A 19,511-nucleotide genomic window follows, 5' to 3' on the forward strand; every position below is an offset into this window, starting at 1 on the left:
ACATATGAATCTATCTACTATAAATAAAGAGGTCGAGATTTGAAGTCGGCCTCTTTTTTATAGGTGTTCCCGTACTAAAAGGAATGATTGATCCTTGATTTTGGATTCGTGTTCGGAATAAGAATTATTTGTGTGAAAAAGCACGAAGAAATGTTAGTCCTTTCTTGATTTTATAAGAAAATTTCCTTATAAAAATGAGTTGAATTGATTGAAAAATATGAGGCTTAGATATATAATAAAGGCATTACATTATTTTGAAAGGTTGTGTGTGAGTGAAACATAGAGAAGGAAAATCTGTTGAATCTTATAGGCATACTCGTGTTAAAATGCATAAATCAGGTAAGCATTGGGTCCGCACGATTATGTCTAGCGTTGGTTCCATTATTTTAGGCCAATCAAGGACAAAAATTTCTGAGCAATCGCTTCAGAAATATAACCCTGATGAAATGGCATCTAAATTAATCTCTCCAGCTACTGTCTTAAAAGGGGCTGGGGCTCTTGGTGCAGTGATTGGTGGGGCTGCTTTAGGAACGGATGAGGCCTTTGCGACTGAGACAGTTGTAGCATCTGAAACAAGTACAGAACATTTGACAACAGCTGAGGAAGTAACCTTGCCTACAGATGCAGTAGTTTCTACTTCATCCGAACAGGTTTCCTCTCTCCAAAATACGCTGTCAGATGTGTCTGAAAGCTCAGTATTACAAGAGTCTGGTTCAGATTCAGCTTCCTTATCTACCTCTGTATCTACATCTGTTTCAGTTAGTGAATCAGAGTCTGTATCTGCTTCAGAATCGTTATCTCTTTCAGAATCGATTTCTATTTCAACTTCAACTTCGAGCTCAGTATCTCTGTCTCTATCTGAAAGTCATTCAAGTTCCGAATCACTTTCTTTATCTGAGAGCGAGAGTCAGTCAGCAAGTTACCGTGCATCATTGACTTTTGGCAAAGAGACAACTCAAGCTGAGAAGACTGAGCAGGTAACAGAGCGTGATAATCGTCTAGCAGAATTGAATAGAGCGAAATCAAGTGCTGAAATTTTAACACAGTTAGCTCAGGAACAGCGTTTTGACTTAACGAATGAATCCCTGGCAGAAGCAGTAGCTGTTAGTCAAGGAGATATCGTTGCTGCTAAAACCATTTTAGGGGATTCTACTGCTACTCTAGCAGAAATTCAAACAACCTTATCAGCTTTACGCAATAGCTCGCAAGCTTTAGCAGCAGAGCTTGTGAAGCAAACACCAGATGGGAAGTTGAGTTTCATGCTCGACACAAGCTCAGCAGTGGTCTCTGGTCTTCCAAATCAAGCTGTTCCAGCTACCGTAGCAGGTTATACTGTCGAGCAGAAATATCCGGACAATATTAAATTGGTGGATATGAATGAAGACTTCTTCACTTTTGCAGTTGTGACAGATTCAAATAGTGCACATTATTTATCTCTATCTATTAATAAAGCAAATGAGATTTATGTGAATACGTTTGATAGCAACGGATCTGTAGTGGATCGGACTCTCCTAGTTTATGGTAATGATGCCCGTCAAACCATGACGACTGGAAACTGGACTTTATCTTCTCAATTACGCTTTACTCAAGATGGAACGATTATCCCAGATCAAGCTCGTATTCGTATTTCTACAACGAATGGGAATGGGACTGTTGTTGGTTTGTTTGGATTCCAGCAGAGACCTGCTACATCTACGCGAGTAGATATTAATAATGTACCAGTTTATGTAACGCAGAGAATTCAGCATGTGTATACAGATGGGAAACAGGCTGCTCCAGAACTGACACAGTCTGGTTGGAGTTACTCACCTTATACCACAGCAGCTGTGAGCGTGGAGCATGGGAAAATGGTTGAAGTCACTGGAGGAGGGGCTACAGGTGTTCTAACGGTGACCAACCCAGTAATTACATACCGATACGATTACAGTATTTCAGAATCTGAAAGCACCTCACTCTCTACTTCTGAAAGATTATCAACTTCAGAGTCTGTAATGGCTTCACAATCACTTTCGACTTCAAGCAGTTTATCTGTTTCGATGAGTGTTTCTAGCTCTGAGAGTTTGTCTCACTCGGCTTCTGAAAGTCTTTCGGCTTCAGAGTCCATCAGTCACTCAGATTCTCAAAGTCTATCGATTTCAGAATCCGTATCCCATTCTATTTCAGAGTCTATCTCCGAATCTATCTCAACTTCAACCAGTGATTCTGTATCTATGTCTATATCCGAATCTGTATATGAATCGGTAAGTGAGTCTATGTCTGAATCTGTCTTAGAGTCAGTATCAGAATCCGTAAGTGAGTCCATCTCAGAATCCGTCTCCGAGTCAGTAAGCGAGTCTATCTCAGAATCTGTGTCAGAGTCAGTAAGCGAATCTATCTCAGAATCTGTGTCAGAATCGATAAGTGAGTCTATTTCAGAATCTGTATCAGAGTCCGTAAGTGAGTCTATTTCAGAATCTGTATCAGAATCCGTAAGTGAGTCTATCTCAGAATCCGTCTCCGAGTCCGTGAGCGAGTCCATTTCAGAATCCGTGTCAGAGTCATTGAGCGAATCAATCTCAGAGTCAGTATCAGAATCCGTAAGTGAGTCAATTTCAGAGTCTGTATCAGAATCCGTAAGTGAGTCAATTTCAGAGTCAGTATCAGAATCCGTAAGTGAGTCCATCTCAGAATCTGTATCAGAATCAGTGAGTGAGTCAATTTCAGAATCTGTATCCGAGTCAGTGAGCGAGTCCATTTCAGAATCTGTGTCAGAATCAGTAAGTGAGTCTATCTCTGAATCTGTGTCAGAGTCAGTAAGCGAATCTATCTCAGAATCTGTGTCAGAATCAGTGAGTGAGTCAATTTCAGAGTCTGTATCAGAGTCAGTAAGCGAGTCTATCTCAGAATCTGTGTCAGAATCAGTGAGCGAGTCTATTTCAGAATCTGTGTCAGAATCCATAAGTGAATCTATCTCAGAATCTGTGTCAGAATCCGTAAGTGAGTCAATTTCAGAATCTGTATCAGAATCCGTAAGTGAGTCAATTTCAGAGTCTGTATCAGAATCCGTAAGTGAATCCATTTCAGAATCTGTATCAGAATCCGTAAGTGAATCTATTTCAGAATCAGTCTCCGAGTCCGTAAGTGAATCTATTTCAGAATCTGTGTCAGAATCGGTAAGTGAGTCTATCTCAGAATCTGTGTCAGAATCGGTAAGTGAGTCTATTTCAGAATCTGTATCAGAATCGGTAAGTGAGTCTATCTCAGAATCCGTAAGTGAGTCTATCTCAGAATCTGTGTCAGAGTCAGTGAGTGAGTCTATTTCAGAATCAGTCTCAGAATCCGTAAGTGAGTCTATCTCAGAATCAGTCTCAGAATCCGTAAGTGAATCCATTTCAGAGTCTGTATCCGAGTCCGTAAGCGAGTCCATCTCAGAATCTGTGTCAGAATCGGTAAGTGAGTCTATGTCAGAGTCTGTGTCAGAGTCGGTGAGTGAGTCTATCTCAGAATCTGTGTCAGAGTCGGTGAGTGAGTCTATTTCAGAATCTGTGTCAGAGTCCGTAAGTGAATCCATTTCAGAATCAGTCTCAGAATCCGTAAGTGAATCCATTTCAGAGTCTGTATCAGAATCCGTAAGTGAGTCAATTTCAGAATCCGTCTCCGAGTCCGTAAGCGAGTCAATTTCAGAATCCGTCTCCGAGTCAGTAAGTGAGTCTATCTCAGAATCTGTATCGGAATCCGTAAGTGAGTCAATTTCAGAATCTGTGTCAGAATCTGTGTCAGAATCCATAAGTGAATCTATCTCAGAATCTGTGTCAGAATCCGTAAGTGAGTCCATTTCAGAATCTGTATCAGAATCCGTAAGTGAGTCAATTTCAGAGTCTGTATCAGAATCCGTAAGTGAATCCATTTCAGAATCTGTGTCCGAGTCCGTAAGTGAATCTATTTCAGAATCTGTGTCCGAGTCCGTAAGCGAGTCCATCTCAGAATCAGTCTCCGAGTCCGTAAGCGAGTCTATTTCAGAATCTGTATCCGAGTCCGTAAGTGAGTCCATTTCAGAATCTGTATCAGAATCCGTAAGTGAGTCAATTTCCGAGTCTGTATCAGAATCCGTAAGTGAATCCATTTCAGAATCTGTGTCAGAATCCGTAAGTGAGTCTATCTCAGAATCTGTGTCAGAGTCCGTAAGTGAATCCATTTCAGAGTCTGTCTCCGAGTCCGTAAGTGAGTCCATTTCAGAATCTGTATCAGAATCCGTAAGTGAGTCCATTTCAGAGTCTGTATCAGAATCCGTAAGTGAGTCCATTTCAGAATCAGTCTCAGAATCCGTAAGTGAATCCATTTCAGAATCTGTATCAGAATCCGTAAGTGAATCTATTTCAGAATCAGTCTCCGAGTCCGTAAGTGAATCTATTTCAGAATCTGTGTCAGAATCGGTAAGTGAGTCTATCTCAGAATCTGTGTCAGAGTCCGTGAGTGAGTCTATTTCAGAATCTGTGTCAGAATCCGTAAGTGAGTCTATCTCAGAATCAGTATCAGAATCCGTAAGTGAATCCATTTCAGAGTCTGTATCCGAGTCCGTAAGCGAGTCTATCTCAGAATCAGTCTCAGAATCGGTAAGTGAGTCTATTTCAGAATCTGTGTCAGAATCAGTGAGTGAATCCATTTCAGAGTCTGTATCAGAGTCAGTAAGCGAGTCTATCTCAGAATCTGTCTCAGAATCCGTAAGTGAGTCCATTTCAGAATCTGTGTCAGAGTCCGTGAGTGAGTCTATTTCAGAATCTGTGTCAGAGTCTGTGAGCGAATCTATCTCAGAATCCGTGTCAGAATCGGTAAGTGAGTCTATCTCAGAATCTGTATCAGAATCGGTAAGTGAGTCCATTTCAGAATCTGTCTCAGAATCCGTAAGTGAATCCATTTCCGAGTCTGTATCAGAATCCGTAAGTGAGTCAATTTCAGAATCCGTCTCAGAGTCATTAAGCGAGTCAATTTCAGAATCCGTCTCAGAGTCAGTAAGTGAGTCTATCTCAGAATCTGTATCGGAATCCGTAAGTGAGTCAATTTCAGAATCTGTGTCAGAGTCAGTAAGTGAGTCTATCTCAGAATCTGTGTCAGAATCGGTAAGTGAGTCCATTTCAGAATCTGTATCAGAATCCGTAAGTGAGTCTATCTCAGAATCCGTCTCCGAGTCAGTGAGCGAGTCCATTTCAGAATCTGCATCAGAGTCATTAAGCGAGTCCATTTCAGAATCTGTGTCAGAATCAGTGAGTGAGTCCATTTCAGAATCTGTGTCAGAATCCGTAAGTGAGTCTATCTCAGAATCTGTGTCAGAGTCCGTAAGTGAATCCATTTCAGAGTCTGTATCAGAGTCCGTAAGTGAGTCCATTTCAGAATCTGTATCAGAGTCCGTGAGCGAATCTATCTCAGAATCCGTCTCCGAGTCAGTGAGCGAGTCCATTTCAGAATCTGTGTCAGAATCCGTAAGTGAGAAACCGGTCGCTAATCGTCTTCCAAATACTGGAGATCAAGATTCTTCAGGTATGAGCCTAGCGGGATTAGGTCTTCTATCAGCGATTTTATTGGGTCGGAAAAAACGAAAAAAAGATGGCCAAGCAGTCGATTAATGACTGATAATGATCATAATAGATATGCATAGTATGGTTTTAGACGAATCATATGATCGTTAGACGAAAAATGAGGCTGGAACATTTTGTTCCAGCCTCTCTATGCATGTTGCTACAAAATTTACAGTGTAGAAATAAAAAAGAGGATATTTAGACAAGAATATGATTCTTGTAGCTATTAGCTTCTCTAGCTATTTTAGGAGAGGGCAGAGATTGTTTATGTTATACTTATTTTAAAAAGGAAATATGAGGATGACCTCACTATGTTAAATTTAAAAAGTACATTGGCCAATCAGTTACTGCGTAGTAAAATGATCTGGACTTTGTTGATTGTGATGGTTTACATGATTGGACGGTTTTTACCAGTTCCGACAGCCCTGATTACAAATGAGCAACTACAACAATTTGGAAATCATACTATTTGGCAGAATCTTGCAACGGTGACTGGAGCTCGGATTAGTAGTCTGACGCTATTCTCCTTGGGATTGAGTCCTTGGATGACAACTGTTATTATTTGGCGCTTTTTTACTGTTTTTAATATCTTTAAAAATCAAACTCAGGCTCAGATGTATCACTATCGAATGTTATTATCGATAGTCATTGCAGCTATTCAAGCTTTTGGTTTAACAGCTTCTGCCCAATTACTTGAACTGCCTTTTATGGGTGTATCAGGAAAAGAAGTTAGCTGGTTTATTACGATTGTAATTTTGGTGGTAGGATCCGTTGTTCTAACGTGGTTAGGAAATAGAAATGCTGTTCGTGGTCTAGGTGGTATGACAATGATCATTTTGGTGAATATGATTCTTTCTTTTATAGAGAATGGAATTCGTTTTATCTCTGAACAGTCCGGATTTTCATTTCTGTTACTCGGTCAATTGTTGATTTTTGCGGTAATCTATAGCTTGTTAGTTCTGTTGACGGTTACGCTGTATAGAGGAGAATACCGAATACCAATTCGAAGGGTAGCCCTTCACACGGTCTATGATCAGAAAAGCTATTTACCGATTCGAGTAACACCGGCTGGAGCCTTGCCTTTCATGTATGGAATGACTTTGATGATGTTACCTGCTTATTTGTTAAGTGGTCTACGCTCCCTTTATCCGACCAATGAGATGCTGAAAGTCTTGAGTACCCAGTTAAGTTTGACGCAGGTACCGGGAGCAATTTTTTATATGTTTCTTTTGTATATCTTATCGATTGGTTTTGCTTATTACAACTATGATTCTTATGATATTGCCAGAAATATGCGTAATAACGGGGATTATATTGAAGGGATTCGTCCGGGGCGTGATACAAAAGACTATATTCAGAAAAAAGTCTCTAGTCTTGCTCAATTTGGAGCTTGTACAGTTCTGTTGATTGGAGGCTTGCCCTTATTATTTCTAGTAGTCAGAGGAACACATGATGGTAGTATTAGCATTGCTCTGTTGATTAACAATGCCTATATTGTATCGAGCCTATTATTGGGAGTTGTTGAACAAGTAGACACTATTCAAAGTTGGAAAAACTACCAGAATGTCATTTAGAAGTCGGGAGTTTAGCATGTTTTATTTCATTCCATCTTGGTACAATGCGAATCGTCCTTGGTACCATCAGACTCAAATCTGGTTTCGCGTTTTAGAACGTATGACCTTTGATGATACAGTTCACCAGATTAAAATGTTTCATCAGGGGCAAGAAGAAGTTGGATTGTTGATTTTAAATTATCAGCCTCAACTGCGCTATTTCTTACATAAACAAGACCTTCTTGCAATTCCGTATTGGTCATTCTTTGATGATATTCAAAATATTTCGTCTGTATCAGTGAAGCCTTTTTCGTTTAAAGAGCTGCGTTGGCCAAAAGGGACACAATTTCTATACAGTCCCTTTGCTGTTTTAGCACGAGTGAATCAAAAAGATATTGCAAGAATTCATTTTGCTCAAGATGGAAATCTTTTCTTTATTGAATTTTTAGAAGATGATAGGGTGAGCAAACAGTATCTTTTTGACGACCGAGGCTTCCTATCTTCTATTCTCTATTTTGATGAGCAGGAGCAAGAATGGTATCAGGATTATCTCAATGAAAGTGGTGTCTGGCAGGTACGTGAATACTTACAGGGATCTTTAGAAGGACAGATTGAAGTGAATCCTTATGCAGACCATCTGTTTCAACAGAAGTTTTACCAGTCTTGGTCTTCACTAATGGAAGAACGTTTGGAACTTTTAAAGCAACAGGTGATGGATGATCAGGATACGTTGGTGATTGCGAGTCATTCTCAGCACAATGAGTTAATGCTTCAAGTATTTCCTAAGCAGCAGAAAGTTGTTTCCTTTTTTGGGGACCGTTTTCAATTTGAAGTGGAAGATTCGAGCCAACAGTTAGTTGAACAAGCGAACTTATTGGTTGTTGATACTAAAAAACAAGAAGAAAAGCTACGGCAATGGATGCAAGTCGTGTACCAGCAGCCAAAAGCGCTTTTACGTGTACCTCCTTATGATACACGTCTGCGATTGGGACATAGCCAAATGATAAAAGAGCAGATCCTGTATTTTTATATGGATTCTTTGACAGAATCGGAACTATTTCTTGTGCTAGAAGTTTTGTTAGATTTTATGGCGCAGCATGATGATGTAGCTCTATCATTAGTAACCTTTGACCGTTCTCGTAATACAAAAATAGTAGAAGAGTGGATTAATCAGCGAATCTATAGTCATTACAATGCAGAGGATTTTTTTCAAGTAGCAGATACTGGAAATGAAAACCAATTGGAAGAAGATGAGGAGATGGAGCTGTCACGAATTCATTTTCATTTACTAACAAATGAAAATGATATTATTACAGCTTTAGATTCTGCACGTTTGGTGCTTGATTTGGGAGTAGAACCTGATCTCTATACTCAGATTGCTAGTATTTCAGCGGGGGTTCCTCAGATTAATCAGGTCGAGACAGACTTTGTTAGTCATAAGAAAAATGGTTGGATTCTTCATCCAGAGGAAAATTTAGAAGAAGCCTTACATTTTTATTTAGAGGGATTAGCAAACTGGAATCGTTCCTTGGTTTATTCGGTTCAGAAAATGGTAGATTATACAAGTGGTCGTATCCTTCATCAGTGGCATGAATTATTAGATAAGGAAGAAAGAACATGAAAATCTTACAAATTGGTGCCTCTTCTTGGGTCAATCAAGAGATTGTTTTACCGGAGGATATGGAGTGGTACTGTACGGAAGCAGAAGATATTCCAGCGTTGTTAGAGGAACTGACAGAACAAGCTCGGAATCGTTTACCGAAAATGGAAGACGGAAGCTCACTGCCGAAAGTACGTTTGTACTTTGATGCTGTTGTGATTACAAGCTCACTAGCTGAAGAAAGTTTGACTCCCCTTATGAATTGTGTGGAAGCCTATGGTCTTTATGTGGATACGGGAGTTTCCCTGCCGGAAGGAAGTCCTTTTGGGATATTTAGGCGAAAAATGCTACGGAAGCTCGAAGTTGTGGGAGATTTGCAAACAAAGATTGACTATCTTTATCTCACACACTTTGGGAGTCAATACGGTGCGAAACTAAAAGTACCGGATATTGATGTTAGTGAACAATTTCAAGGGAACGTCTTTTATGATGGTCACGTAGCTGTTCATTTGCAGGGAGAGTTTGGCCAAGATTTTACCCCTTTACTAACCTTCCGTTATAATTTGGGAACCTTTCCTGTAGCCCTTGAAATTTGGTTGGAATATTTTAAAGTAGCAGGAAATCCAGAGATTTATTTGGAACTTACTCCGATGCGAAAGGGAAGCCTGCATGATTTTTTGGAACCGATTGTATTAAGCGAGGATCAATTGGAGACTCCCTATATTCTTCCCCCTGATGAAGAAATTGGTTTTTATGCCATCTCAGTCTGGGCCAAGGGAACAGGCGAGTTGGGATTTGGACCTCTTCATTGGCGGTATTCCCGTATCGGGATGGGACAATTTGTTCTAGGTGGGGAACGTTTCAGCGATTCTAAAAAACAGGAGTTGATTTATTATTTCAATCCTGGGGATCTGAAGCCACCTTTGAATGTTTATTTTTCAGGTTTTCGAACTGCTGAGGGATTTGAGGGTTATGGAATCATGAAGTCCCTGAAAGGTCCTTTTCTGTTGATTGGGGATCCGCGCTTAGAAGGTGGTGGCTTTTATATTGGTTCACCTGAATTGGAAGCCAAAGTGGTAGAGGTAATTCAGGAATCTTTAGATTATTTAGGTTTTCAACAATCAGATCTTATTTTATCGGGTTTATCCATGGGAACTTTCGGAGCTCTTTATTATGCGTCTGATTTCAATCCCTATGCAGTTGTTATTGGAAAACCGTTTACAAATGTAGGTGATACGGTAGCTGCTATCAAGCTAAAAAGACCTGATGAATTTGAGACAAGTGCAGATGTTTTGCTCAATGTCACTGGGGGAGCTCAAAAGCAGGACATGGAGCAATTGAATCAGAAATTTTGGGATAAGTTTAAGCAATCTAGCTTTGCGGAGACTACTTTTGCAATTGCCTACATGGAAAATGATGATTATGACGGTAAAGCGACAGCTATGTTATTAGAAGCATTAACTGAACAAGGAACTCATATTTATACGAAGGGATATGAGGGCCGTCATAACGACAATAGTCGAGCGATTAATAGATGGTTTATGAAGCAGTATGTCCAGTTATTGGAGAATGGGTATGGAAGGAAGTATGGATGAGTAAAGAACTAATACATCGGATTACCTGGAGTCAGGTTTATAATGGGGATGCTTATCTATATGGAACGAGTTTAGTCTTTACCGATAGAGGTGTGTCTTTTGAAAATGGTGTAATGGCTTCAGGCAAGGTCATTTGCCGGTTTTATTCCTCTACAAATTACCAAGGCAAACGTAGTTCCCCAGCTTTGCCTCTTCTTGTTCCAGGCCATCGTTATCGGATTGAAATTGCTATTGAAACTAAACCAGAGGGACGCTTTTTTCTAGAATTTGCTTATTTTAACCGTCAAGGAGAGCAGATTGGTTTTGAAGTATTACGGACTTATCAAGATTATATTCATTATCCAATTGATGCTTTTACCTACTTAGTTACGATTAGAAGTGCAGGAGCGAGTCAGCTTTTATTTGAAGGTTTTTCAATTTATGCGATGGAGGAGGCGGATCCTTTTAAATTGGATAAACCACTGGAAAAGCGTTATCTCTCTCATCAGCTTCCAAGTGATTTGGACCTAGTCCAAAATCTTATTAAAACCATCTAATGAATGAAACTGTATGAAAGAAAGAAAATCATTATTAAATACTTTGAAGTTAGGTGAACTTCGACGTTTGCTGCAAGAAATTAATGATCTAGCAGAAGAAATGGAAGTTCTAACAGATCAAGAATTAGGTCAGTTAACGAATATTTTTCGCCAACGTCTCCAAGATGGAGAGCAGTTAGACGATTTATTGGTAGAAGCTTTTGCGGCTATGCGGGAAGCTAGTCGTCGTGTATTGGGATTGTTTCCTTTTGATGTTCAGATTATGGGAGCGATTGCCCTTCATCAAGGCTATGTTGCTGAGATGAAGACAGGGGAGGGGAAGACCTTAACAGCAACGCTTCCTCTTTATTTAAATGCCCTGGAAAATCAGGGAGCCATTTTAGTAACAACAAATGATTATTTAGCAAGACGTGATGCCCAGGAAATGGGACCAGTCTTTGAGTTCATGGGCTTGTCAGTAGGAGTGGGTGTTTTTTCAGAGGAAGAAGACCCTGATGTTGAAGATAAACGAGCAGTCTATGCAGCAGATGTAACCTATACAACGAGTACAGCTCTAGGATTTGATTATTTAGCGGATAATCTTGCTGCTGATGCTAAGGATAAATTTTTACGTCCGTTTCACTATGTTATTGTAGATGAGGCAGATGCAGTGTTATTGGATGCAGCGCAAACACCTTTGATTATTTCAGGTTCTCCTCGAGTTCAATCCAATCTTTACCATGCAGCAAACCAGTTTGTATTGACCTTACAAAAAGGAAGAGAATTTCAGCATTTAAGAGAAGACAAAGCCGTTTTTTTAACGCAACATGGAATTCGATATGCCCAAGAGTATTTTGATATTCCAAATCTCTATCAGGACGATTACTTTGAATTAAATCGGCATATCCAGTTAGCTCTAAGAGCTCATCATCTCTATAAAAAAGATATCGACTATGTTGTTGCTGATCGTGAGATTAAATTGTTGGACAATCGTACAGGGCGTGTCTTGGAAGGAACAAGACTCCAATCAGGAATACATCAAGCCTTAGAAGCTAAAGAAGAGGTTCCAATTAGCAAGGATTCACGTTCGGTGGCTTCGGTTACCTATCAGAGTTTGTTTAATATGTTTCCACGAATTGCAGGGATGACAGGAACTGGTAAAATTGCAGAAGATGAGTTGATTCAAACTTACAAGCTACCGGTTGTTGTTATTCCGACGAATTTACCGATTCAGCGAGTGGACTATCCAGATAAGATTTATGTGACGCTTCCTGAAAAACTACAGGCAACTTTAGAATATGTGAAAGAACTTCATCAGCGCCAACAGCCGATTTTATTGATTTCGGGAACAGTTGATATTGCTGAAATTTATTCGCGAATGTTACTTCAAGAAGGAATTCCACATAGTGTTTTAACCGCTAAAAATGTCGCTAAAGAGGCTCAGATTATTAAAGAAGCAGGTCAGTTGGGGGCAGTGACAGTTGCAACTTCGTTGGCGGGACGGGGAACCGATATTAAATTGGGAACTGGAGTAGCTGAGCTTGGTGGTCTTGCAGTCATTGGAACCGAACGGATGCCAAACAGTCGAATTGATTGGCAGCTCAGAGGCCGTGCTGGCCGTCAGGGTGATCCAGGGCTAAGCCAGTTCTTTGTATCTTTGGAAGATGAATTGGTGATCGAATATGGTGGAAAAGGTGTGCAGCGTTATTTTGAAAAGAATAATCATAGCAACCGTTCTAATTTTGGGGAGCCACTCAGATCCTCTCGTTTTAAACGTGTTTTGCAACATGCTCAAGAAAAAAGTGAGGATAATGCTAGAAGTGCTCGCCAAGCGACAATTCGATTCGATGAAAGTTTACGCATTCAACGCGAGAAAATCTATCATTTGCGAGATGAGTTGATTTATAATGAGATAGATCTTTCAGATAAGATTGATCATATCTTTTTAGAAGTGATTAGGGCCTTTGTTACAGAAAATCCAGAGATAAGTAATCAGGATTTCCGCCGCTATATTCTAGAAAATTATAGTTACCAGAATCAGTCAGATCTGTTTACGGCCGATTTAAAAACGGAGCAAGATCGTAGCGACTATTTGTGGAATTTGTATCAGGCAGAATTGGCCCAAAAATCCCAGCAATTAGAGACTGAGAAAAAGATGGAAGAGTTTTTACGTCTTGCTGTTTTACGGGCGATTGATGAAGCCTGGATTGAACAAGTAGATACTTTGCAACAATTAAAGAACTTTGTTCCCATGAGGCAGTTAGCTCAGAGAGATTCCACAGCAGAGTATTTTCGAGAGTCTTTGGAATCCTATAATCAGATGACTCATCGCATTAAAGAGAGTATCGTACGCCATGTGATGCTCAGCTCCGTTGAATCAGATAAAGAGGCTGGTTACACGATTTACTTTGTATAAGGGAGGTACTATGACCGTTTATAGCATAAATCTTGGGATCGGTTGGGCAAGCAGTGGGGTTGAGTATGCTCAAGCCTATCGTGCAAAGATTTTTCGAGAATTACAGCTTCCGGCCAAGTTTATTTTTACAGATTTTTTTCAAACGGAGAATTTACAACATTTTACTTCGAATATTGGATTTAACGATGAAGAAGTTCTATGGTTGTATTCCTTTTTTACAGATCTTAGGATAGCACCCACCAGCTATCGAAAGGAAGCATTGGAAGAGACTTTCTCAGATCCAGTAGAGAGAACGGAAGTTGGTCATCAATTAATTCGCTATTATTTTAAAAATGACTACTATATTAATGCCAGTCTTTGCGGAGAACAGCAGCAATTTGTTCAACGAGTGGAATACGTAGCTAAGGGAAAATTAATTCGTAAGGATTATTATAGCTATACACGTATGTTCAGTGAGTTTTATGCTCCTCAAAATGATCAACCTCAGTTGTACCAACGCCATTTTTTTAATGAAGATGGTAGTTTAGCCTATGAAGAGCTTGTTCAGGAAGATACCAGTGTTTTTCGATTTTCAGATCGAATCTTAGTAGGAAAAGAAGCACTAGTGGCGGAGATGTTGGATCGACTAAAGTTACAATCGAATGATTTGTTATTGCTAGATCGAGCGACAGGGATTGGACAGGCTGTTTTTGCACATAAAGGAGCTGCAAAATTAGCAGTTGTTATCCATGCAGAACATTATAACGCTAAAAGTAGTGACGACTACAATATTCTATGGAATAACTACTATGAATATCAATTTACCAACGCTCATTTGGTAGACGCTTTTATTACTTCTACTCAAAAACAAAAAGAGGTATTGGAGCAGCAATTCCAAACTTATACCAAGCAACAACCGCGTATTTATGCCATCCCAGTTGGGAGCTTGGCGAAGCTACAGTATCCTCAAAAATCAAGACAGCTTTATAGTTTGATGACCAGTTCCCGTTTGGCTAGTGAGAAGCATATTGATTGGCTTGTTTCAGCTGTTATTGAAGCTCAGCGTGATCTTCCGAATTTGGTATTTGATATTTATGGTGAAGGGGGAGAACGTCGGAAACTGACTGAGATGATTGAAAAGGCTCAAGCTCAAGATTTTATTCGTTTGAAAGGACACCAAAATCTAGCGGATGTTTATCAGAATTACGAGATTTACCTAACCGCTTCGACCAGTGAAGGATTTGGTCTGACCTTAATGGAAGCCGTTGGTTCAGGGCTACCGTTGATTGGTTTGGATGTTCCGTATGGGAATCAAACCTTTGTGGAAGATGGGAAAAATGGTTATCTAATTCCTCGTCCTGAGGCAGATGATGTAGCCTATATGACCCAGCAGTTTGCTCAAAAAATAAGGGATTATTACCAAGCAGCTAGGCAAGAAGAGGCTCAACTTCAGTCTTATCAGATTGCTGGAGCTTTCTTACATGAATATGTGGCTGGTTATTGGTCTCAGTTTGTGAAGGAGATGTGTCATGATTAAATTATATGACCGACTGACTCAAGATAGTTTAGATTTAGAATATTCCCTACAAACGGCGGGATTTGAGGGAACTGGGGTTGTTTTACAGGATGATGGTTTTTTACCAAATGGTTTGACATCTCCATTTGAGTTCTTTGCGGGTCAGGAAAAAGAGACCCCGTCTCCTCTTTATTTCAATGAAGTTGAAGTACCAGCTTATTGGCAGATTACGGGTACAAATCAACAAGGAGAAATTTGGGATTATGGTCAAAAGAAAGCTATTATTTTTTATCATGAGCCCAAACACCTACGTTTGGTGAAAACGGTGGAGTGGTTGGATACTGGAGGAAAGGTTAGGCAATCGGATCATTACAATCAATATGGCCGTCTTTTTGCGAAAACCTACTTTAATAGCCAACAGGAGCCAACCCATAAACACTATTTTGATTCGTATCAGCGACCTTATTTTATGGAAAATTTTGTGACTGGGGATATGACCTTGGATTGGCGAGGAAAAACGTATTACTTTGCTAAAAAGGTTGATTTTTATTTGTTTTATCTTCGGAATTCGGGTCTAGACCTATCTCAAATTTATTATAATTCTTTAGGAATGCCCTTTTTGTTGGCCTACTATTTGGGAGGAGAAGGGCAAGATGTTCTCTTTTGGCAGGAAGATATGGGAGAGCAGATTCCGGGGAATATGCAGCTGCTTCTTAATGGAAATATCCAGCGTTCCACCCGTGTCATCGTTCAAAAAAGAGAATCGTATAATCGGTTGATGGACTTAGCCAATCCAGAGCAGAAAGAAAAAATTGATTTCTTAAGTTACCTGTATCCAAGTCTGAGGGAAAATGAAGACCGTAAGGAGATACTGATTTTAACGAACACAGATCAATTACAAGGATTAGCAACTCTGATAGCAGAATTACCAGACTATCATTTTCATATTGCAGCCTTGACTGAGATGTCTCAACAATTAGTAAAGTATGCAGAGAATTCAAACGTTTCTCTTTATCCTAATGCTGGTTTTACTCAGATTCAACAGTTATTTGCTTCTTGCGATATTTACTTGGATATTAATCATGGATCGGAGATCATGGCTGCTGTTCGGACAGCTTTTGAATCGAATCTTTTGATTCTAGCTTTTGATAATACTTGTCACCACCATGAGTTTTTAGTAGCTGAGGCTATTTTTGATCATAGGCAGCCAAGTCAATTAGCAGCTTGGCTCAACCAGCGAACGACTTGGGCAGATACCGTCCAAGAACAACGCTCTCAAAAAGGGTATGTCGGTGTTCAAGACTACCAGTTGAAATTGAAAGGATGAGGCGATTTCATGGCAAAAGAAAATCCACTTCTGAACGAAGATATTGAAAAACGAATTCAAGATGTTCGCTATGAGAAGGGAGAGAGTGAAAAAAGTCGACGGTCTATGTTTTATATCGTTATTGTCTGCTTAGTCACCCTATCTGTTATTTTATCTTTGTTACGTTACTTAGGTTAACTATTTCTTGTACTAGAGATGAAGGTTCGGCCGTTCATTTACAGAATGGCTGGGCCTTTTTGGAATGTATTTCTTTTTAAAACTTCATGGTATAATGGGCTAATCAATAGGATTATGGGAGGTTGTATGAAACGAATTGCTAACTTGGGTCAGGGAGGACGTAAGGCCCTGGTGGAAGGGATTATTGTTATCCTACTGGGGATCTTTTTAATAATCTGGGGACAGATGGTACCCAAAGTGGGATACCAGTTATTTTCCTTATATATATTTTTATCTGCCTTGTGGACGCTGATTAACCGTTGGACTGGGCGTAAGGATATTCAAGAGAATCTTTGGATTACTTTGGGAAAACTGGTGGTTTCCGTAGTTCTAGGTGAAATAGCTATTTTAGAGGATATGGCGGTGTACCTGTTGGTCTATGCTATTGCTGTCTATCAAATTTTTACAGGTGTCGTCAACTTGGTGACTTGGTGGCTTTATCGTCAAAATGGCATTCCCAAACGTTTCCGTTATTTGACAGATGGTTTAATCATGACAGGTTTTGGGGTCTGGAGTTTGTCTCCTTACCATGATGCAAATGAATTTCAACTCCTACTTTTAGGTTGGTATCTGGTGACTTTTGGAATAACACGGTTACGGGATGGACTTTTCTTTGAAAAGGAAATGAAGCAGAACAATTTAAAACGTCGTGTGCGGGTAACCTTGCCTATTTTTATTACAGCACTAGTTCCAGCTGCAACGCTCAATAAGCTTAATGAATTTTTACAAGAAAATACGGAGGAGACTGCAGCAGAAGTCTATAACCGATCCAAGGAGGAGAAATCCGGTCAAATTGAGGTATTTATTCATACAGCTCAAACCAACTTCTTTGCGGCAGTGGGGCATGTGGACTTGTGTTATCAAGGGCGCGTGATTTCCTATGGCTCTTATGATCCGTCATCTGAACGATTGTTTGGGATGGTCGGTGATGGAGTTCTTTATAAGTGCGATCGTGAGGCCTATATTGAGTTGTGTAAGCGAGAGAGTCAAAAAACCTTGTTTGGTTATGAAATTGATTTGACCGCAGAGCAAGAAAAAGCTGTTCAAGCTTACCTAGCTGATTTAGATACGATATTGGTACCGTGGGAACCGGATGCTGCTATGGTGAAAAAAGAAGATGGTCAGGAAGATTATACCTATGCTTACAAGATTCGCCATGAAACGAATGGTGACCTTTACAAGTTTACGGAATCGAAGTTTAAATCCTATTTTGTTTTAAGTACCAATTGTGCGCTTTTGGCGGATTCGATTGTTGGTCAGGCTGGGACAGATATTCTGAGTCCCAAAGGATTTATTGCACCTGGAACCTATCAAGAATACCTAGATACTGAATTTGAGAAACCGCATAGCATGGTCGTTGCAAAAAATGTTTATGCATAGCATGGAGGCCTGAAAGGGCCTTTTTGATATTTTCAATAATTTTTTCATAGATAGCATTGCTATTATAGACCATTTGGTCTATAATAATTAAAGATAAGGAGACTATATTGAAGAAAGCAGAGAAAACACAGCTGATGCGGGGGCGAATCCTTCAGGGAGCCATCCAAGAAATTGCAAACTCTGGATATCAAGGATTTCGTATCAATCAATTGTGTAAGACGCACAGCATTTCCAAAGGAAGTCTCTATCATCTATTTTCCAACAAGGATCAGTTATATCTAGCCTGTGTCGAGGAAAGCTTCACGAAACTATTTCAGTTTTTAGGAGTAGATTGGGAGTTGATTCCAAGTTTATCAGACTATCTTCAAAGTCGTTTGAGGTTCTATCAGGCCTATCCCCATCATTCTCAGGTTTTCTTGGAGGCCTTGCTTTATAAAGGGAGTCAGGTAGAAAAGGAGATTCAGAGATTTCGAGATGAGTTTGATCTCTTTAATCAGGCTGTCGCAAGGCGCTTAATTACGGAGTATAAGCTGAAAGATGGCGTGACTGAAGAGCAGGCTTTGGCTTATCTAGATATGATTCAAAAGTTATTTCGCACCTACTATCTGACTCTTCAAGAAGTAGATTCAGAATTGGTGAATAGTCAGATTTACGAAGATCACTTGCAGGAAATTTTAGGGTATATGGTTTTTGGAATTGTCGACCAAGAGTCATCACTAAAAGACAGCTAGGACTGATTGTTCCTTTGGAATGAGCAGTTCGTGTTAATACAAAGATTTACGAGGGTTTTAAGTATGTTGAAACGCTATGCGTGGTTGTTATTGGTTGTTGGTATTTTGAGCCTATTGGCTGGTTTCTGGGTAGTAGCTCATCCAGGAATGGCCTTGGCAGGTATTGGGATAGCGGTTGCGATTTTCTTTTTAATTGATGGGATTAGCAACGTTGTTCAGTACTTCGCCAACGAATACAAGAGTGGTTGGAGCTTATTCAATGGAGTCATTACTACTTTATTGGCCATGATGCTTCTTACAGATGGATTTGGCGCACGTACCGCATTTATGACTTATATGATTGCTTTCTGGGTTCTCTTCTCGGGGATTACTCGTTTCATGTTGAGTTTTGATGTGAAGAAGGTGAATCGCTCTACAGGTTCAACATTGATGTGGACAGGTATTTTGGGGATTATTACAGGAACACTCATGATGATGACCCCATTCTTTACGGCGGTAATGATTTCCTATATGGTTGGATTTACCTTTATCTATCAAGGGATTGCATCTATTGTTCTTTATTTCAAAACAAAATAAGAACTGGAGGCTGGGCATAGGCCCAGCCTTTTTCGGAAGAAAGGATTTCTTATGGTAAAAAAAGTTGTAGTCTTACTCTACGGGGGCTTTTTAAGTTCGGTGATTGCAGGAATTTCCTATCTCTTTATAATGGCTGAAAAAGCTAGTAGTCATTGGTTATGGCACTCCAGCTTCTCACATTCAATGCTTTATCAAGCAGTCCTTATTTTATACTCATTCAGAATCAAAATTAGCAGATGTCCATTCTCTATGGACAATCGATCGTAAGCGAGTAGTTGATAAGCTTTGGATAACTTCTTGCAACTGATCAATGACGTCATTCAATGATTTAAATGCTTTGTTCTTAAATCCTAATTTCCGAATCTCTGCCCAAACTTGTTCAATCGGATTCATCTCTGGTGTATAAGGTGGAATAAATGTAAATTCAATATTGCTAGGAATATCCAATGTCTGTGATTTATGCCAAACCGCATTATCCATCACCAAAATAATATAGTCGTTAGGGTAAGCTTCTGACAGTTGTCGTAAAAATTCATTCATCCAAGCCGTATTACA

At 39.8% G+C, this 19,511-nt stretch carries 14 protein-coding genes and 1 pseudogene; 13 read left to right on the plus strand and 2 right to left on the minus strand.

The window, feature by feature from the left end; genetic code table 11:
• Positions 1–272 precede the first annotated feature (272 nt).
• Positions 273–380 (plus strand): annotated as a pseudogene (locus E4T71_RS10450) (KxYKxGKxW signal peptide domain-containing protein); the annotation flags it as partial.
• Between the two features lie 1,739 nt (positions 381–2,119).
• On the opposite strand, the gene E4T71_RS10455 reads toward E4T71_RS10450, so the two are convergent.
• Positions 2,120–5,434 (minus strand): hypothetical protein, encoded by a 3,315-nt coding sequence (locus E4T71_RS10455; RefSeq protein ID WP_306766717.1) that lies wholly within the window; start codon positions 5,432–5,434, stop codon positions 2,120–2,122.
• Positions 5,435–5,444: 10 nt separating this feature from the next.
• Between E4T71_RS10455 and E4T71_RS10460 the strand changes: the two genes are divergently transcribed.
• The 12 genes from E4T71_RS10460 to E4T71_RS02150 all read left to right on the plus strand — a co-directional run bounded on the left by E4T71_RS10460 (position 5,445) and on the right by E4T71_RS02150 (position 18,956).
• Entirely contained in the window at positions 5,445–5,600 is a 156-nt protein-coding gene (locus E4T71_RS10460) for an LPXTG cell wall anchor domain-containing protein (protein ID WP_306766718.1), read from the plus strand.
• A 263-nt stretch (positions 5,601–5,863) separates the two neighbouring features.
• On the plus strand, positions 5,864–7,126 hold the full coding sequence (gene secY2, locus E4T71_RS02105; protein WP_135036151.1) for an accessory Sec system protein translocase subunit SecY2: 1,263 nt from the start codon (positions 5,864–5,866) through the stop codon (positions 7,124–7,126).
• A gap of 16 nt (positions 7,127–7,142) precedes the next feature.
• Positions 7,143–8,726, plus strand: coding sequence for an accessory Sec system protein Asp1 (gene asp1 / locus E4T71_RS02110; RefSeq protein ID WP_135036154.1), 1,584 nt, complete (start codon positions 7,143–7,145; stop codon positions 8,724–8,726).
• Positions 8,723–10,300 carry an accessory Sec system protein Asp2 gene (asp2, locus tag E4T71_RS02115; protein WP_135036157.1) on the plus strand — a complete coding sequence of 526 codons (1,578 nt, stop codon included), beginning with the start codon at positions 8,723–8,725 and terminating at the stop codon, positions 10,298–10,300. Before asp1 ends, asp2 begins: the two co-directional genes overlap by 4 nt.
• Positions 10,297–10,836 (plus strand): accessory Sec system protein Asp3, encoded by a 540-nt coding sequence (gene asp3, locus E4T71_RS02120; RefSeq protein ID WP_167758457.1) that lies wholly within the window; start codon positions 10,297–10,299, stop codon positions 10,834–10,836. The genes asp2 and asp3 overlap by 4 nt, the downstream gene beginning before the upstream one ends.
• A gap of 13 nt (positions 10,837–10,849) precedes the next feature.
• Positions 10,850–13,231: an accessory Sec system translocase SecA2 gene (gene secA2 / locus E4T71_RS02125; RefSeq protein ID WP_135036165.1), complete on the plus strand. Its 2,382-nt coding sequence runs from the start codon at positions 10,850–10,852 to the stop codon at positions 13,229–13,231.
• A 10-nt stretch (positions 13,232–13,241) separates the two neighbouring features.
• Entirely contained in the window at positions 13,242–14,747 is a 1,506-nt protein-coding gene (gene gtfA / locus E4T71_RS02130; RefSeq protein ID WP_135036168.1) for an accessory Sec system glycosyltransferase GtfA, read from the plus strand.
• Positions 14,740–16,053, plus strand: a complete 1,314-nt coding sequence (gtfB, locus tag E4T71_RS02135; RefSeq protein ID WP_135036171.1) for an accessory Sec system glycosylation chaperone GtfB — start codon at positions 14,740–14,742, stop codon at positions 16,051–16,053. The genes gtfA and gtfB overlap by 8 nt, the downstream gene beginning before the upstream one ends.
• A 9-nt stretch (positions 16,054–16,062) precedes the next feature.
• Positions 16,063–16,230, plus strand: a complete 168-nt coding sequence (locus tag E4T71_RS09750) for a hypothetical protein (protein ID WP_167758458.1) — start codon at positions 16,063–16,065, stop codon at positions 16,228–16,230.
• A 126-nt stretch (positions 16,231–16,356) separates the two neighbouring features.
• A complete protein-coding gene (locus E4T71_RS02140) occupies positions 16,357–17,649 on the plus strand; it encodes an HdeD family acid-resistance protein (RefSeq protein WP_135036174.1) in 1,293 nt (430 codons plus the stop codon).
• 107 nt (positions 17,650–17,756) lie between these two features.
• Entirely contained in the window at positions 17,757–18,380 is a 624-nt protein-coding gene (locus tag E4T71_RS02145; protein WP_135036177.1) for a TetR/AcrR family transcriptional regulator, read from the plus strand.
• Between the two features lie 63 nt (positions 18,381–18,443).
• Positions 18,444–18,956 (plus strand): HdeD family acid-resistance protein, encoded by a 513-nt coding sequence (locus E4T71_RS02150; protein WP_135036180.1) that lies wholly within the window; start codon positions 18,444–18,446, stop codon positions 18,954–18,956.
• 213 nt (positions 18,957–19,169) lie between these two features.
• On the opposite strand, the gene E4T71_RS02155 is transcribed toward E4T71_RS02150, so the two are convergent.
• On the minus strand, positions 19,170–19,511 hold a 342-nt coding region (locus E4T71_RS02155), incomplete at its 5' end, for a transposase (RefSeq protein WP_194181242.1).

Origin of the sequence: Streptococcus sp. WM07, assembly GCF_004570525.1 — a bacterium.
GTDB lineage: Bacteria > Bacillota > Bacilli > Lactobacillales > Streptococcaceae > Streptococcus.

Bases quoted from the DNA above. Each gene is read 5' to 3' on its own strand.
- E4T71_RS10455 (WP_306766717.1), bottom strand. From the start codon at position 5,434: ATGGACTCGCTCACTGACTCGGAGACGGATTCTGAGATAGATTCGCTC.
- secY2 (WP_135036151.1), top strand. From the start codon at position 5,864: ATGTTAAATTTAAAAAGTACATTGGCCAATCAGTTACTGCGTAGTAAA.
- asp1 (WP_135036154.1), top strand. From the start codon at position 7,143: ATGTTTTATTTCATTCCATCTTGGTACAATGCGAATCGTCCTTGGTAC.
- asp2 (WP_135036157.1), top strand. From the start codon at position 8,723: ATGAAAATCTTACAAATTGGTGCCTCTTCTTGGGTCAATCAAGAGATT.
- asp3 (WP_167758457.1), top strand. From the start codon at position 10,297: ATGAGTAAAGAACTAATACATCGGATTACCTGGAGTCAGGTTTATAAT.
- secA2 (WP_135036165.1), top strand. From the start codon at position 10,850: ATGAAAGAAAGAAAATCATTATTAAATACTTTGAAGTTAGGTGAACTT.
- gtfA (WP_135036168.1), top strand. From the start codon at position 13,242: ATGACCGTTTATAGCATAAATCTTGGGATCGGTTGGGCAAGCAGTGGG.
- gtfB (WP_135036171.1), top strand. From the start codon at position 14,740: ATGATTAAATTATATGACCGACTGACTCAAGATAGTTTAGATTTAGAA.
- E4T71_RS09750 (WP_167758458.1), top strand. From the start codon at position 16,063: ATGGCAAAAGAAAATCCACTTCTGAACGAAGATATTGAAAAACGAATT.
- E4T71_RS02140 (WP_135036174.1), top strand. From the start codon at position 16,357: ATGAAACGAATTGCTAACTTGGGTCAGGGAGGACGTAAGGCCCTGGTG.
- E4T71_RS02150 (WP_135036180.1), top strand. From the start codon at position 18,444: ATGTTGAAACGCTATGCGTGGTTGTTATTGGTTGTTGGTATTTTGAGC.